Consider the following 14,233-nt stretch of genomic DNA (forward strand, 5'->3'; position numbering starts at 1 on the left):
CCATTAGTACATTAGTACATAAATGAGCTGAATAACTAAAGACACCATCACTAATGGCCAAATATATTTACTGTATTTGGTTGCGCCGTTGAGCCCTATTTTACTTTGATACTTTTCAAGCAAGGGTATAAGTATCGCCAGCGCAACAAACAAACCAATTAAAATAACGAATATGTTCATATTAACGCCCTACTTATGGTAATTCGTGGCCTTTAGCGCTTACATAAAGTGCATACCAATGCTCACGAGTTAACTCTACGTTTACAGCATCACAAGAGGCTTTAATCCGTTTAGCATTAGTTGTTCCAATAATTGGCTGAATAGATGCGGGATGGCGAAGCAACCATGCAAGTACAATTGCCTCAGCAGAGGTTTCATAAAGTGCAGCCAGCTTATTAACTAAAAGACTGGTGTTGATATCTGCCTGAGATGCGTTTGATAAATCACTACCGCTGTACAAGCCTTGGCATAAACTACCCCAGCTTTGAATTTGGATTTCAAAATGGCGACAGTACTCAATACTACCTGGTGTAAAATTAAGGTCTTTACCGTCACTGTTACCGGCATATACACCTTCATCAACAAACTGATGTTTTTGCAGACTCGCTTCTATTTGATTAGCAACAATTGGCATATCAAGCGCATGTTGTAAAAAGTTCATTTGGTGCTGCTGCATATTAGACACTGCAAAATTGCGCACTTTACCGCTTTCTTTTAAGCAACTAAATATGCGAGCAATTTCGTTAACTTCCATGAGTGGATCAGGGCGATGCAGCATAAGTACGTCTAAATAGTCTGTATTTAATCGTTTTAATGATGCTTCAACTGACTGCTCAATCCACTTTGGGGAAAAATCATAACGCTTTGGCCCTAAGTCATCTTCAAATCGAATCCCACACTTAGATTGAATATACATGTGCTCTCTAAGCTCTGGTCGCTCACTTAATGCTTTACCAAAAACCTGTTCTGCTTTACCAAAAGTATAAATATCAGCATGGTCAAAAAAATTAATACCACCTTCAATGGCGTTATCTATACATTCATGAGCTTGCTTAACATGTGCATCAGTGATTGCGTCTTTATTCCAACCGCCGCCCAGACCCATACATCCAAATACAAGTTTACTAACGTGAGGTAAGTGCTTTGCTAAAGGCGTGTGAAGCATGATAACTATCCTTAAAATTTTGAAGAGCTGTTACTGTAAACAAAAAGCACTAAACAAGAAACCATTAAGAGGCGAAGAAATTAAGAACAAAAAAAAGCGCAGTAAACTGCGCTTAATGGTTAATCTATTTTAAATTACATTCTTAACCAACAAGTGCTAATAAAATACCCGCAGCAACTGCACTACCCAATACACCCGCTACGTTGGGTCCCATTGCATGCATAAGTAAAAAGTTATGTGGGTTACTTTCAAGGCCAACTTTATTAACTACTCGTGCCGCCATTGGTACAGCCGATACACCTGCCGCCCCAATTAATGGATTTATAGGCGTTTTAGATATTCGGTTAAGTCCTTTTGCCATAAATACGCCAGATGCCGTACCAATTGCAAAAGCCAGTGCGCCAAGCACTAAAATACCAATCGTCTCAACAGTTAAAAACTTATCTGCAGCAAGCTTTGAACCAACAGCTAAGCCTAAAAATATAGTTGTAACATTGATGATTTCGTTTTGAGCACTGTTACTTAATCTATCAACAACACCCGACTCTCGCATTAAGTTACCTAAACAAAACATACCTACCAGCGGTATAGCAGCCGGTAAAAACATAGCCGTTAAACTAAGCACCATAAGTGGAAAAATAATCTTTTCCTTTTTAGATACTTTACGAAGCTCTGGCATTTTTATTTTACGTTCTTCTGGGGTTGTTAGTGCACGCATTATTGGCGGCTGAATAATTGGCACAAGTGCCATATATGAATACGCAGCTACTGCTATTGCGCCCAGTAAATCAGGTGCCAGTTTAGATGCTAAAAATATTGCTGTTGGCCCATCGGCACCACCTATAATGGCAATAGCCGATGCGTCCTGTAGAGTAAATTCAAAACCTGGCACATAGTTAAGTAATATAGCGCCAAACAATGTAGCAAAAATACCAAACTGTGCAGCCGCGCCTAATAACAACATGCGTGGATTTGCAATAAGCGCGCTAAAGTCGGTCAGCGCCCCTACTCCCATAAATATCAACAGCGGAAAAATCCCCGTATCAATACCCACATAATAAACGTAGTACAAAAGCCCACCTGGGTCTGACAAACCTGCCACTGGTACATTTGTTAAAATTGCACCAAAACCAATAGGTAGTAATAATAGTGGCTCAAAGCCTTTAGCTATCGCTAAAAACAGTAATAAACACCCTACCGCAATCATTATTAACGATGGGATTGTAAAGTTAGCAATGCCTGTCGCATTCCAGAGGTTTAAAATACCTTCCATCCTCTATTTACTCCTAAGCTAATGAAATCATAGCGTCGCCGGTAGTTACAGCATCGCCTTCACTAACTAACACTTCAGCAATTGTTCCGGTATGCGTAGCGCGTATTTCAGTTTCCATTTTCATGGCTTCCATAATAATCACTACATCGCCTTCGTTAACAACTTGCCCAGCTTTTACTTTAATCTTAAAAATATTACCGGCTAGAGGCGCGTTAAGTGTTTCACCTGATGCAACCGAAGCAGATTGAGGAATGTGCTCAGAGTCTTTTAATGTTACTTCCTTAAGTTCACCACCTTGCGCTACGACTACGTCATAAACTTTACCATCTACTTTTACGCTGTATTGCTCAGCCCTCACTTTGTTACTATTTGAAACTGATTTAGAAGGTGCTTTACTGCTTTTATCTTCAACAGAAGGTACTGGCTCAAATGCATCTGGGTTGTTGCGGTTTTTAATAAACTTCAAACCAACTTGTGGGAATAATGCATAAGTTAATACGTCATCAATTTGATCATCAGCAAGTGTTAAACCTTGCTCTTGTGCTTCTTTTAATAACTCAGCTTCAAGCGTTGCAAGCTCAGGTGCAATGTTATCAGCAGGGCGACAAGTAATAACTTCCGCTCCATCAAGCACGCGCTCTTGTAGCTCTTTATTCATTGGTGCTGGTGTTAAGCCATATTCACCTTTTAATACGCCAGCAGTTTCTTTAGTAATGGTTTTATAACGCTCACCCGTTAGCACATTAAGTACCGCTTGAGTGCCAACAATTTGCGACGTTGGTGTTACTAAAGGTAAAAAGCCAAGATCTTCACGTACACGTGGGATCTCAAGTAAAACCTCATTAAGCTTATCGGCTGCGCCTTGCTCTTTAAGTTGGTTTTCCATGTTTGTAAGCATGCCACCAGGTACTTGAGCTAATAAAATGCGCCCATCAACCCCTTTTAAGCTACCTTCAAATGCCGCATATTTTTTACGTACATCTCTAAAGTAAGCAGCAATTTCTTCTAGGTGGTTTAAATCAAGCTCAGTATCGCGCTCAGTTCCTTCAACTATCGATACAATAGTTTCAGTCGCAGAATGTCCATAAGTCATACTCATTGATGAAATAGCGGTATCGAGCATATCAATGCCAGCATCAATTGCTTTTTGGTAAGTAGCAGTACTTAAACCTGTTGTAGCGTGGCACTGCATAGCAATTGGAATAGATACAGTTTCTTTAAGTGCTTTAATTAGTTTTTCAGCATCGTACGGCTTTAATAAACCCGCCATATCTTTAATACAAATTGAGTGACAACCCATATCTTCAAGCTGTTTTGCAAGAGTTAGCCACATATCAAGTGTATGAACAGGGCTAACTGTGTACGAAATAGTACCTTGAGCGTGAGCGCCTACTTTTACAGCCGCTTTAATAGCTGTTTCTAGATTGCGAACATCGTTCATTGCATCAAATATACGAAATACGTCAACGCCATTTTTATGCGCACGTTCTACAAACTTTTCAACTACGTCATCAGCATAATGGCGGTAACCTAATAAGTTTTGACCGCGTAATAGCATTTGCTGCTTAGTATTAGGCATCGCTTTTTTAAGTGCACGAATACGCTCCCAAGGATCTTCGCCTAAATAACGAATACACGAGTCAAATGTAGCACCGCCCCACGATTCAATAGACCAATAACCCGCATCGTCTAATTTGCTAGCAATCGGTAGCATATCGTCTAGGCGCATACGCGTTGCTAATAATGATTGGTGCGCATCGCGTAATACCAATTCTGTTAATTTTAATTTAGCCATGTGTGTGCCCCTTATTTATTATTTGATTTGTACTGAGCAATGGCAGCACTAATAGCAGCGATGTGCTCATTAGGCACACCTTGAGATTTAAAAGATGGTGATTTAACTGGTGTCGCCACGTCAGGTTCGCTAAAGCGCGTCACCAAATTAGACATAAGCGTTACTGCACCAATTAATATCGACAGAAATACAAACACCCCAACCATGCCAGTAAGCATTAAGTTACCAGCCGTTGTGAGTAGAGCACCTATATCCATTTTTCTCCCCTTGAAACCCATATCGAAAATAAAAAATCGATTTAATTAAATATTTATTCACTGGATAATAACAAAACTAATCGCTTTGTCTACATCTTGTAAATTGGTAAAACCAATTAAACAATAAACAACATAACACTCCATTAATTTACATGCTATAACTCAGCAATCACGCGCTCTACAATACATACAAGAAATAACGACTATAGCTAATAGTTATATGGAAGTTGTTAATTAACTATCAAGCCAAGTAAAAATAAACACTAATTCTTAATATTAAATGCAAAGCCACACACCAATTGTTAATTGGTCTTACCAAAACAAGTTTATTTAGTGAACATTTAGCAGTTATTTGCAACAGTGTGAATAACTTACATAACAAAGCGTAAAAGTTACTAACCAACTAATAACTAGAATAACAGCAAAAAAACCATAACTAATTGATATTTATACAAAATAAACTTTGGCATATAACTGGCATTAGTTATTATGAGCAAATTTGATAACCAAGGAGAAAACAATGTTACGCTGGACAATTACATTTTTAGTTATTGCTTTAATCGCTGCAGTGTTAGGTTTTGGTGGCATCGCAGGTGCCGCAGCTGGTATAGCAAAAATTATATTTTTTATCTTTTTAGTACTTTTAGTGATTTCATTAGTTTCAGGTGCACTACGTGGTAAATCACCCAGGTAGATAAAGCATTCAACTAACAAACACTAAAATTTAATTAATACTTACAAGGAATTACACTATGAACTCTACAACTTTAAAAGCAGCACTAATCGCAGTATTTGCAGGTTTTTTCATGATGGGTTGTGAAGACAACCATGCAGAAGATGCTGGCGAACGTATCGACGAAGCAGTAACTGACGTGCAAAACTCTGTTGAAGATGCATGTGAAAATGTTAAAGAAGGCGTGAACGCTGAAGAAACTAACTGTTAATTCTTCTTGTACCGCTAAAAAAAACGGCTTTCGAGCCGTTTTTTTGTGCCAGTAATAAAATCACTGACTATAAAGCTGCTCATTTAGCAGTTAGCTTGTTAAAATAAAAAAAACGATATTTAAAGCAAGGCAAAATGGCATTCACAACCACCTACACATTAGATAAACCCTACTTTTACGAGTGTTTTGATGAGTCACTCCCTTATAGTAAGCGTGCAAAACCTAAATACTTTTTACTTGTGTTGTTAGTTGCGCTTGGTTTATTTGGCATTTATGTTTTAGACGATCATTACTTAGGATCGTTTATGATCATGTTAGCGGTACTCGAGTGCGTCGCTTTTTACTATCGCAGACCGTGGTGGGTAACCAGACAAATGCTCAGCAGAGCGTCAGGCTCTGAGGTAACACTTACCTTTGATGAAGAAGGTATTAAATCTGCTAATCATTACAAAAGCTATCAATTAGAATGGCAAAATATAAGCGAAGTAATAGACACCCAACAAGGTATTATTATTAAAAATAAAAGCGGAATGCAGTACATTTCAAAACAAATACTAACCCCAGAAATACTCGCCTTTATAAACAAAAAAGCCACTCAGTGAGTGGCTTTTTGACTAGTTGAGTTAATTACTCAACTACGTATACGTGTTGATTAAGCATTGCCCGGATTAGGGTTCGACTTTTCAGCTTGTATGCGCATGTAAATCTCTTCACGATGCACTGATACGTCTTTTGGTGCATTAACACCGATTCGAACTTGATTTCCTTTAACACCTAGAACAGTAACTGTTACTTCGTCACCGATCATTAGGGTTTCACCTACTCTACGAGTTAGTATTAGCATTCTCTTGCTCCCATGTTCCAATAAAAATTATAAGATTCCGCTTAAACATACTAATGAAAATTAGACTGAAAAGTAAGTAAAAACTCGCAATCTATCCATTTTCTGTTAAAAATGCCTTGTGTAATGCACGAACAGCCAACTCTAAGTACTTTTCATCTATTAAAACTGAAATTTTAATCTCTGAAGTCGAGACTAAAACCACATTAATATTTTCCTGCGCTAATGCATCAAAAAATAAACTAGCGACACCAGAATGTGATTTCATACCCATGCCAACAGCAGAAACTTTAGCAACTGCTTGCAATCCGCTTACATTTTGAGCACTGAGCTGAGCTTGATCTTCACTCAATAATTCAAGTGCTTGCAGATAATCATTCGAGTGCACAGTAAAAGCATAGTCTATTTTTTCAAAGTTATGATTAACTTGATTAATCATATCTATTTCGATGCCATTTTCGGCAAAAAGTTTCAATATTTTTGAAAGATATTGCGTGCCCGTTGGCACACCTTGTACCTTAATTAAACATTCGTCACGATTAAACGCAATCCCCGATACAACCTTGCTTGGCATATCGTTCTCCTCAAAACTTATTAATGTACCTTCATCGGGATTAAAGCTCGAAAGCACCCTAAGTGGCACATTATGTTTTCCTGCGGCTTCTACTGAGCGAATATGCAAAACTTTCGCCCCTAAACTTGCCAGTTCTAGCATTTCGGCAAAGGTAACTTGGCTCATTCTGCGCGCGTTAGGTTCAACTCGAGGATCTGTAGTATATACGCCGTCAACGTCTGTATAGATCTGGCATTCGTCAGCTTTTATAGCCGCAGCTATTTCTACAGCCGATGTATCGGTGCCGCCGCGCCCAAGCGTTGTAATGTTGCCCTCAACATCACGCCCCTGAAACCCAGCAATAATAGCAATACGATTATGCTCAAGCTCATGCTTTAAACGCGTAGCAGCAACCTCTGCAATACGAGCTTTACCAAACATGTTATCAGTTAAAATATTGACTTGATCGGCTAATAGGCTCACAGCAGAGTGGCCACGTTTTATGATGGCCATAGCAAGTAGTGATACAGAAACCTGCTCTCCGGTGCTAATAAGTACGTCTAGTTCACGGCTACTCGGGCGAGTATCAATTTGTTTGGCGAGATTAATTAAGCGGTTGGTTTCTCCCGACATAGCCGAGAGCACCACAACCACTTGATGTCCTTGTTGTCTGGTTTTTACAACAAGGTCGGCGACCGCTTCAATTCGCTCTATTGAGCCGACCGAAGTGCCACCGAATTTTTGAACAATAAGCGCCACTTAGGTTTAAGTACGCTCAGTTAACCAAGCTGTAACGCTATCTAGTGCAGCAGCAAGGTTTTGTGGCTCACTACCACCGGCTTGTGCCATATCTGGACGACCGCCACCTTTACCACCTACTTGGCCTGCCATGTGGTTAACTAACTCACCGGCTTTTACTTTGCCTGTTAAGTCTTTAGTTACACCAGCAATTAGGCTTACTTTGTCGCCACTGGCAACACCCAGTGCAATAACACCTGAGCCAATTTTGTTTTTAAGGTCATCAACCATACCGCGCAGTGCTTTAGATTCAGTACCTTCAACGTTTGCTACAAGTAGCTTAACGCCGTTAATTTCAACAATCGAGTCAAGTAAAGAAGCGCCAGCTGCACTTGCTAACTTATCGTTAAGTTGCGCAATTTGCTTTTCAAGACCTTTTGACTTTTCAAGCAACGCAGTTACTTTTTCAAGTACCGATGCGCTGTCGCCTTTAACTAAAGCAGCTACATCATGTAATTGTTGCTCTTGCTCACTAACATAAGCAACTGCATCAGCACCAGTTACCGCTTCAATACGGCGAACGCCCGCTGCAATACCGCTTTCAGACACTATTTTAAATAAACCAATATCGCCTGCGCGCTCAACGTGAGTACCACCACAAAGCTCAATAGAGTAGTCGCCAATAGTAACTACACGTACTTCGTCATCATACTTTTCGCCAAACAACGCCATAGCACCTTTCGCTTTAGCATCATCAATAGCCATAAGCTCAGTATTAAGTGCGAAGTTACGACGAATTTCGTCATTAACTACACGCTCAATTTCACGTAGCTCATCTTTTGTAACCGCTTCAAAGTGCGAAAAGTCAAAACGTAAACGATCAGGCTGAACAAGTGAGCCTTTTTGACCTACATGGTCGCCTAATAATTGGCGTAGTGCTTCGTGTAAAATATGTGTAGCTGTGTGGTTTTTCTTAATGCTATCGCGGCGTGCATCATCAATAGTCGCATCCACTTTATCGTTAACACCAATGCGACCTTGCACAGTACCGTGGTGAGCAAAAGCATTACCAAGTTTAGTGGTATTAGTAACATTAAATTCGCCACCAGCAACTGTAATAGTACCCGTGTCGCCCGTTTGGCCGCCTGATTCAGCGTAAAACGGTGTGCGGTCTAATACTACAATACCTTGTTGACCATCTTCTAATAACTGAACAGCTTCGCCACCGGCAAAAATTTCTACCACTGTCGCGCTATGGTGCGTGCTGTCGTAGCCTTTAAACTCAGTAAGCTTTTCTGATTTTAATTGCTCATTGTAATCAGCACCAAACTTACCCGCTTGTTGCGCTGTTTTACGTTGTACAGCCATGCACTCTTCAAAGCCTTGATGATCAATCGTCATCTGGCGCTCACGCGCAACATCGGCAGTTAAATCAGCTGGAAAACCATACGTGTCGTAAAGTTTAAATACTAAATCGCCCGGTATAATATCGCCTTTAAGGTCACTTAAGCTTTCTTCTAAAATAGCTAAGCCACGCTCAAGTGTTTTACCAAACTGTTCTTCTTCAATGCGTAATACTTTTTCAATAATTTCTTGTTGCTTAGCAAGCTCTGGGTAAGCTTGCCCCATTTGCTCAATTAGCGCAGCAACTAACTTATAGAAAAACGAACCTTGTGCACCTAGCTTATTACCGTGGCGCACTGCACGACGAATAATACGACGTAGCACATAACCACGCCCTTCGTTAGATGGCATAACACCGTCAGAGATTAAAAACGCACACGAACGAATATGATCCGCCACTACGCGTAATGACTTATCGTCCATATCTTGCGCGTTAGTAACACTTGCAGCTGCTGCAATTAAGCCTTGGAATAAATCGATTTCGTAGTTTGAATGCACACCCTGCAAAATTGCAGAAATACGCTCAAGGCCCATTCCCGTATCAACAGATTGCTTAGGTAGAGGCAACATTGTACCGTCGCTTTGACGGTTGTATTGCATAAATACAAGGTTCCAAATTTCGATGAAACGGTCGCCGTCTTCCTCTGCAGTGCCCGGAGGTCCGCCCCAAATATGCTCACCATGGTCATAAAATATTTCAGAACACGGACCACATGGACCGGTATCGCCCATAGACCAAAAGTTATCTGAGGTCGCAATACGAATAATACGATCTTCACTTAAGCCAATATCTTTTGACCAATACTCAAACGCTTCTTCATCATCGTGATAAATAGTAACAAGCAGTTTTTCTTGAGGTAATTTAACAACCTCAGTTAAAAACTCCCACGCAAACTTAATCGCGTCTTGCTTAAAGTAATCGCCAAAGCTGAAGTTACCTAACATTTCAAAAAATGTATGGTGGCGAGCAGTGTAGCCTACGTTTTCTAAATCGTTATGCTTACCGCCAGCACGTACACAACGCTGCGAGCTTGTCGCACGTGTATAAGGGCGGCTTTCTGCGCCTAAAAATACATCTTTAAATTGCACCATGCCGGCATTATTAAATAACAACGTGGCATCGTTACCCGGTATAAGCGAGCTTGAAGGTACTATTTGATGTTGCTTGCTGGCAAAAAAGTCTAAAAACTGTTGCCTAATTTGTGCGGTAGTCATGTGCTGCATTTGAAAGTCTCACCTGTATTTACTGTGCTTGCATTGCAAAATTAATTTCATCGTAGCTAAAACCCCGATACATTAAGTAGCGCACGCGCTTAGCTTTATCTTTGTAATCGAGATCTGGCGGTGTATTCGAATATTTTTTATTGTACGCATCCTGCGCAAGCTCAAACCAATCTATTTCAAGCTCTTCAACTACTCTCTCAAGCAGCGAACGATCAATCCCTTTGCCCATAGCTTCGCTTTGTATTCGCTTAAGCCCGTGGCATTTAAATATGTGTTTTCTTACAAAGCCTTCACAGTATCGCTGCTCGTTAATAAAATTGTGCTTTTCGCACCAATCAAGCAGCGTTTCAATAAACTCTTCTGTCGCTTCTTTTTGCTGTAATTTGAGCGTTAACTCACGACGCGAATATTCTTGGCGCCCTAGTAACCAAAGTACATAGTTTTTTAGTTTTTGCTTTAATTTATCATCCATTAAGCGTCAAAACGTCCGCTTGTTTCACTGCTAAGTGGCTTAACATTAATGTCGTCACTTAATGGTACAACAGGCATAAAAATGGCTTGATAAGATACAAAAAAGCTAATGTAGCAAATCGGCATTAAAATCAACAGTGGTAAGAACGATAAGAACATCGAAAGCGCCATAAATAATGCGCAAATAAGGCCAAAAACGCCAAGTGGCAAAATGTTATGATAAAACACCATTAACGATTTTTTAAGCGCCGTTAAAATACGTGTTTCTTTACTAAAATAAACAAGTGGCACAGCGTACGCAAATGCCGTTAAATAAATTAGCATTGCCATAAAAAATAAAATTACATTCGCGCCCGAAATACTCTCAAGCATTTGTTCTAGCGCCACGTTTGGATCAAGTCCTGGTTGGCTCATAACAGCCACTGCATCGGCAAATAAGCCATTAGCAAGTAACGCCATTAAAATACCCGCACCCATTTGGTAAAGTGCTAAGCGTAATAACCCTAAACGATTTCCCTTAGCCGTAAATGGCTTGAGAATATCGGCTAGCATAATTTTTCCGCCCTGTTGCTTACTAAGCACCGCTTGGTAAAACCCTGCGGTTAAAAATGGCGTAGCGAGTGCTGCTACTACTTGCAGCAGCGGTAAAAATAAAGACAGCAGCCCTACAATGCCAATAAATAAATGCATAAAAATAAAGGTTGCTGGCTGGGTTTTAAAAATAAGCCATCCGGCTTTTAACCACTTTAGCCCTGCATCGGCTTTAAAAATTCGTAATTGTGTAGACATACTTGCTCTTAATTTAAAACGAAACACGCCAAGTATAACTTGGCGTAAGGGGGGATTAATAGACGAAACGTAATTAAATGATTAAGGTTTTTTAATTTTCTTAATATCTAACATATGCGCGCCATGCTTAATTTTTGTTTCTAGGTACGATTTATTACCCGCAACACCCGCTTTAATGTGCGCATGCGTGCCCACAACCGAGTCAACATTAATACCGGCATCTTTTAATGCATTAAGCTTTTTAGGATTATTAGTCATTAATTTAACGTGACTTAAATTAAGCGCATTGAGCATTAATACCGCATCCGAAAAGTCACGTAAATCATCAGCAAAACCTAAATGATTATTAGCTTCGTAGGTGTTCATACCTTGCGATTGCAATACGTAAGCGTCTATTTTGTTGTATAAACCAATGCCACGGCCTTCTTGGCGTAAGTACAATAAAATACCGCCTTGCTCGTGCATCATTTCAATACATTCATTTAGCTGCTCACCACAATCACAACGCGATGAGTAAAATACATCACCTGTTAAACACTCTGAATGCATACGAATTAGCGGTACATCTTGCTCTGTATCGGCGTTATTAAACACCATAGCAATATGTTCTTTACCATCTTTTAAATCAGTAAATGAGATTATTTCTGCAGGGATATCACTATTTCTGCCAACTTTAAGCTGGACTCTTGCTCTTACTTGCGCCACGACAAATCCAAATATTTAAATAACTACGACACGACAATAAAGTGATAGTATCACAAAATAGGATAAATACACCGTAGTACAAGACTGTTTATGGCAAATATATGGCGACGACAGGCGTTATTTTCAATGACTATTAGCAATAAATTAATACAAATAACCGCCAATGTTATTTACGTTGATTTACCTTAATCAGTGACACCTATAGGCACGTTTGGTATTTTGTATTTTAAACAACGATAGGGATTATTATGAAACGTCAGCAACTCGCTTTATTTATAGGTTTAAGTTTGTCTGCTTTAAGCGCAACAACTTTAAGCACTACAGCATTCGCCAGCCAAGCAAGCGATCCTCAAACGGTATTTAACCAAGCATACCAAAGCTATTTAGCAGCAGTTAAAGCAGACGAAAACGTACAACAAACTGCCAAACTTGCTTACACATCAGGTAAAGCCGTTTACGGTAAAAGCGACGACAATACTGCTAACTTAGCTATTAACTACGCTAAAGCTATTAAAGGCTACGGCGATGAGCTATACGAACAACGTTTTGCACTTTATGATGAAGCACATACTATTTTAGCGGCTAATCACGGCAAACAATCAATAGAAACAGTTGATGCACTGCTCGGAAAAGCTAACTACACAACATCAGCTTACAAAGCAGCTAACTTTTTAGAACAAGTAATAGGTATAGCTAAAACACAAAATAACCCTAAGTTTGTAGCCGACATGAAACTTGAAGCTGCAACGCTACTGGCTAAAAAATTTAGTTCTAAAAAATATCGTGAGGCTAAAAACTACCTAGAAGAAGCCGACGAATACTACCAAGAAAACTTACCTGAAAACTCACTAGAGCGCATAAAAGCCGATTTTTTAATGGCCTCATTCGCAGAGGGTCGTAAAAGATACAATCAAGCGATTGAAAGGCTAAACCGTATAGTTACTGTATTCGATAGTAACTTAAACTTTGATCACAGTGCAGAGCTAACAGCTCATTCAAAGCTTGTAGGCCTGTACGAAAAGCAAGGTAAAAGCGAAGAAGCAACTAAACATTGCCTAGCTATCGCTCAAATGGTGCCATGGAAAGAATCGCAAGAGCAAACACCACTCTATCGTGTTAATCCTAAATACCCAGTTAACAAAGCCAGATTTAGTACCGATGGTAGCGTTGTTATGGAGTTTGAGGTAGACGCAGCTGGCTTTGTAAAAAACCCAAAAGTACTTAGCTCTGAAGGCGGCAGCGCATTTGAAAAATCAGCCAAAGCAGCGCTTGAGCAATGGCGTTACGCGCCAAAGTTTGAAAATGGCAAACCTGTTAGCGCTATTTCTCAGGTACAACTCGACTTTAAAATTAACCGCCACTAAAAGCGGCTCATTAAAAAAGGCGCTTTAAGCGTAATGCCAGTCAGTTAAGCTGACTGGCATCTTTCTTTTTATGGGGATACTTAGATGGTTTTGGCTTAACCCATCGGGGATATCTTCTATCCTCTCGTCTAGCTGGAAGCTTAAATAAGACCAGTGTATCGAGTAAGTGCTGCCAGTGTATTGGAATGTTCCCTGGGCTCATTATAGATACTGACGAGAAATACTGAATGACAGCCATCGAACTGCTAGAGAAACTAAGCTGGTTAGGCCATATCCCTGTGACTGTCGCCGCCATCGTCATTATTCTTCGTATTAAATTATAGGCGAGTAACACGGCCCATAGCTCCTGACGCACCATGTCTGGACGCTTACTTCTTAAATGGTATGCGCTATCAAGCATGGTTTGTTTGATTTCTCTAAACCCAAGTTCTATCTCCCAACGATGACAATATAATTCAACAATTTCATTACCTGGATAACGCAATCTATCCGTCATCGAGGTTAATATACGGTAGCTTTTGCCCTTTATTGTTTTGCTGATTAATCTCGCTTTAATTGTTTCAGGAACATCGGGAAAGTTTTTTTGTGCATGCTTTGTGGTTTTCAATTCAATGATATGGTCATTTTTACCTGCGCTGGAGATGATTTCATACTGTAAGTCGGGCCTTGCTGGTATCAGCCAGTGCCTCATCTCCCCAGTTTGATGCCAA

General features: G+C 40.0%; 16 protein-coding genes. 4 read left to right on the forward strand and 12 right to left on the reverse strand.

The window, feature by feature from the left end; all coding sequences use genetic code 11:
* Positions 1-3: 3 nt before the first annotated feature.
* The 5 genes from QT16_RS20865 to QT16_RS04215 form a co-directional block, all read right to left on the reverse strand.
* Complete coding sequence (locus QT16_RS20865) at positions 4-180, reverse strand: hypothetical protein (protein WP_007583822.1); 177 nt, start codon at positions 178-180, stop codon at positions 4-6.
* Between the two features lie 13 nt (positions 181-193).
* A complete protein-coding gene (locus QT16_RS04200) occupies positions 194-1,165 on the reverse strand; it encodes an aldo/keto reductase (RefSeq protein WP_024597683.1) in 972 nt (323 codons plus the stop codon).
* Positions 1,166-1,307: 142 nt separating this feature from the next.
* Entirely contained in the window at positions 1,308-2,438 is a 1,131-nt protein-coding gene (locus tag QT16_RS04205) for a sodium ion-translocating decarboxylase subunit beta (RefSeq protein ID WP_002961942.1), read from the reverse strand.
* Positions 2,439-2,451: 13 nt separating this feature from the next.
* On the reverse strand, positions 2,452-4,233 hold the full coding sequence (gene oadA, locus QT16_RS04210; protein WP_039486391.1) for a sodium-extruding oxaloacetate decarboxylase subunit alpha: 1,782 nt from the start codon (positions 4,231-4,233) through the stop codon (positions 2,452-2,454).
* A gap of 11 nt (positions 4,234-4,244) precedes the next feature.
* Positions 4,245-4,490: an OadG family protein gene (locus QT16_RS04215; RefSeq protein ID WP_002961940.1), complete on the reverse strand. Its 246-nt coding sequence runs from the start codon at positions 4,488-4,490 to the stop codon at positions 4,245-4,247.
* A 520-nt stretch (positions 4,491-5,010) separates the two neighbouring features.
* On the opposite strand from QT16_RS04215, the gene QT16_RS20535 reads away from it, so the two are divergent.
* The 3 genes from QT16_RS20535 to QT16_RS04230 all read left to right on the forward strand — a co-directional run bounded on the left by QT16_RS20535 (position 5,011) and on the right by QT16_RS04230 (position 6,036).
* Positions 5,011-5,184: a DUF1328 domain-containing protein gene (locus QT16_RS20535; protein ID WP_002961939.1), complete on the forward strand. Its 174-nt coding sequence runs from the start codon at positions 5,011-5,013 to the stop codon at positions 5,182-5,184.
* A gap of 58 nt (positions 5,185-5,242) precedes the next feature.
* Positions 5,243-5,434: a hypothetical protein gene (locus tag QT16_RS04225; protein WP_002961938.1), complete on the forward strand. Its 192-nt coding sequence runs from the start codon at positions 5,243-5,245 to the stop codon at positions 5,432-5,434.
* Between the two features lie 134 nt (positions 5,435-5,568).
* Positions 5,569-6,036 carry a YcxB family protein gene (locus QT16_RS04230; RefSeq protein WP_039486404.1) on the forward strand — a complete coding sequence of 156 codons (468 nt, stop codon included), beginning with the start codon at positions 5,569-5,571 and terminating at the stop codon, positions 6,034-6,036.
* Between the two features lie 50 nt (positions 6,037-6,086).
* Here the strand turns inward: QT16_RS04230 and csrA are convergent, their stop codons facing one another.
* The 6 genes from csrA to QT16_RS04260 all read right to left on the reverse strand — a co-directional run bounded on the left by csrA (position 6,087) and on the right by QT16_RS04260 (position 12,159).
* Complete coding sequence (csrA, locus tag QT16_RS04235; protein WP_004587515.1) at positions 6,087-6,278, reverse strand: carbon storage regulator CsrA; 192 nt, start codon at positions 6,276-6,278, stop codon at positions 6,087-6,089.
* A gap of 91 nt (positions 6,279-6,369) precedes the next feature.
* Positions 6,370-7,587, reverse strand: coding sequence for an aspartate kinase (locus tag QT16_RS04240; protein ID WP_039486415.1), 1,218 nt, complete (start codon positions 7,585-7,587; stop codon positions 6,370-6,372).
* 6 nt (positions 7,588-7,593) lie between these two features.
* On the reverse strand, positions 7,594-10,194 hold the full coding sequence (gene alaS / locus QT16_RS04245) for an alanine--tRNA ligase (RefSeq protein WP_039486417.1): 2,601 nt from the start codon (positions 10,192-10,194) through the stop codon (positions 7,594-7,596).
* A 19-nt stretch (positions 10,195-10,213) separates the two neighbouring features.
* Positions 10,214-10,666 carry a regulatory protein RecX gene (locus QT16_RS04250; protein ID WP_039486419.1) on the reverse strand — a complete coding sequence of 151 codons (453 nt, stop codon included), beginning with the start codon at positions 10,664-10,666 and terminating at the stop codon, positions 10,214-10,216.
* Positions 10,666-11,454, reverse strand: a complete 789-nt coding sequence (locus QT16_RS04255; protein ID WP_024595741.1) for a BPSS1780 family membrane protein — start codon at positions 11,452-11,454, stop codon at positions 10,666-10,668. The genes QT16_RS04250 and QT16_RS04255 overlap by 1 nt, the downstream gene beginning before the upstream one ends.
* A gap of 81 nt (positions 11,455-11,535) precedes the next feature.
* Positions 11,536-12,159, reverse strand: coding sequence for a GTP cyclohydrolase II (locus QT16_RS04260; RefSeq protein ID WP_002961931.1), 624 nt, complete (start codon positions 12,157-12,159; stop codon positions 11,536-11,538).
* A 248-nt stretch (positions 12,160-12,407) separates the two neighbouring features.
* Here QT16_RS04260 and QT16_RS04265 point away from each other — a divergent pair, with 248 nt between their 5' ends.
* Positions 12,408-13,523, forward strand: a complete 1,116-nt coding sequence (locus QT16_RS04265) for an energy transducer TonB (protein ID WP_039486424.1) — start codon at positions 12,408-12,410, stop codon at positions 13,521-13,523.
* A gap of 40 nt (positions 13,524-13,563) precedes the next feature.
* Here the strand turns inward: QT16_RS04265 and QT16_RS04270 are convergent.
* A partial coding sequence (locus tag QT16_RS04270; protein ID WP_039486429.1) for an IS4 family transposase occupies positions 13,564-14,233 on the reverse strand: 670 nt, incomplete at its 5' end.

The organism is Pseudoalteromonas distincta (genome assembly GCF_000814675.1).
Classification (GTDB): Bacteria; Pseudomonadota; Gammaproteobacteria; order Enterobacterales; family Alteromonadaceae; genus Pseudoalteromonas; species Pseudoalteromonas distincta.

Excerpts from the sequence above, each read along its gene's own strand:
- QT16_RS20865 (WP_007583822.1), bottom strand. The coding sequence starts at position 180 with ATGAACATATTCGTTATTTTAATTGGTTTGTTTGTTGCGCTGGCGATA.
- QT16_RS04200 (WP_024597683.1), bottom strand. The coding sequence starts at position 1,165 with ATGCTTCACACGCCTTTAGCAAAGCACTTACCTCACGTTAGTAAACTT.
- QT16_RS04205 (WP_002961942.1), bottom strand. The coding sequence starts at position 2,438 with ATGGAAGGTATTTTAAACCTCTGGAATGCGACAGGCATTGCTAACTTT.
- oadA (WP_039486391.1), bottom strand. The coding sequence starts at position 4,233 with ATGGCTAAATTAAAATTAACAGAATTGGTATTACGCGATGCGCACCAA.
- QT16_RS04215 (WP_002961940.1), bottom strand. The coding sequence starts at position 4,490 with ATGGATATAGGTGCTCTACTCACAACGGCTGGTAACTTAATGCTTACT.
- QT16_RS20535 (WP_002961939.1), top strand. The coding sequence starts at position 5,011 with ATGTTACGCTGGACAATTACATTTTTAGTTATTGCTTTAATCGCTGCA.
- QT16_RS04225 (WP_002961938.1), top strand. The coding sequence starts at position 5,243 with ATGAACTCTACAACTTTAAAAGCAGCACTAATCGCAGTATTTGCAGGT.
- QT16_RS04230 (WP_039486404.1), top strand. The coding sequence starts at position 5,569 with ATGGCATTCACAACCACCTACACATTAGATAAACCCTACTTTTACGAG.
- csrA (WP_004587515.1), bottom strand. The coding sequence starts at position 6,278 with ATGCTAATACTAACTCGTAGAGTAGGTGAAACCCTAATGATCGGTGAC.
- alaS (WP_039486417.1), bottom strand. The coding sequence starts at position 10,194 with ATGCAGCACATGACTACCGCACAAATTAGGCAACAGTTTTTAGACTTT.
- QT16_RS04250 (WP_039486419.1), bottom strand. The coding sequence starts at position 10,666 with ATGGATGATAAATTAAAGCAAAAACTAAAAAACTATGTACTTTGGTTA.
- QT16_RS04255 (WP_024595741.1), bottom strand. The coding sequence starts at position 11,454 with ATGTCTACACAATTACGAATTTTTAAAGCCGATGCAGGGCTAAAGTGG.
- QT16_RS04265 (WP_039486424.1), top strand. The coding sequence starts at position 12,408 with ATGAAACGTCAGCAACTCGCTTTATTTATAGGTTTAAGTTTGTCTGCT.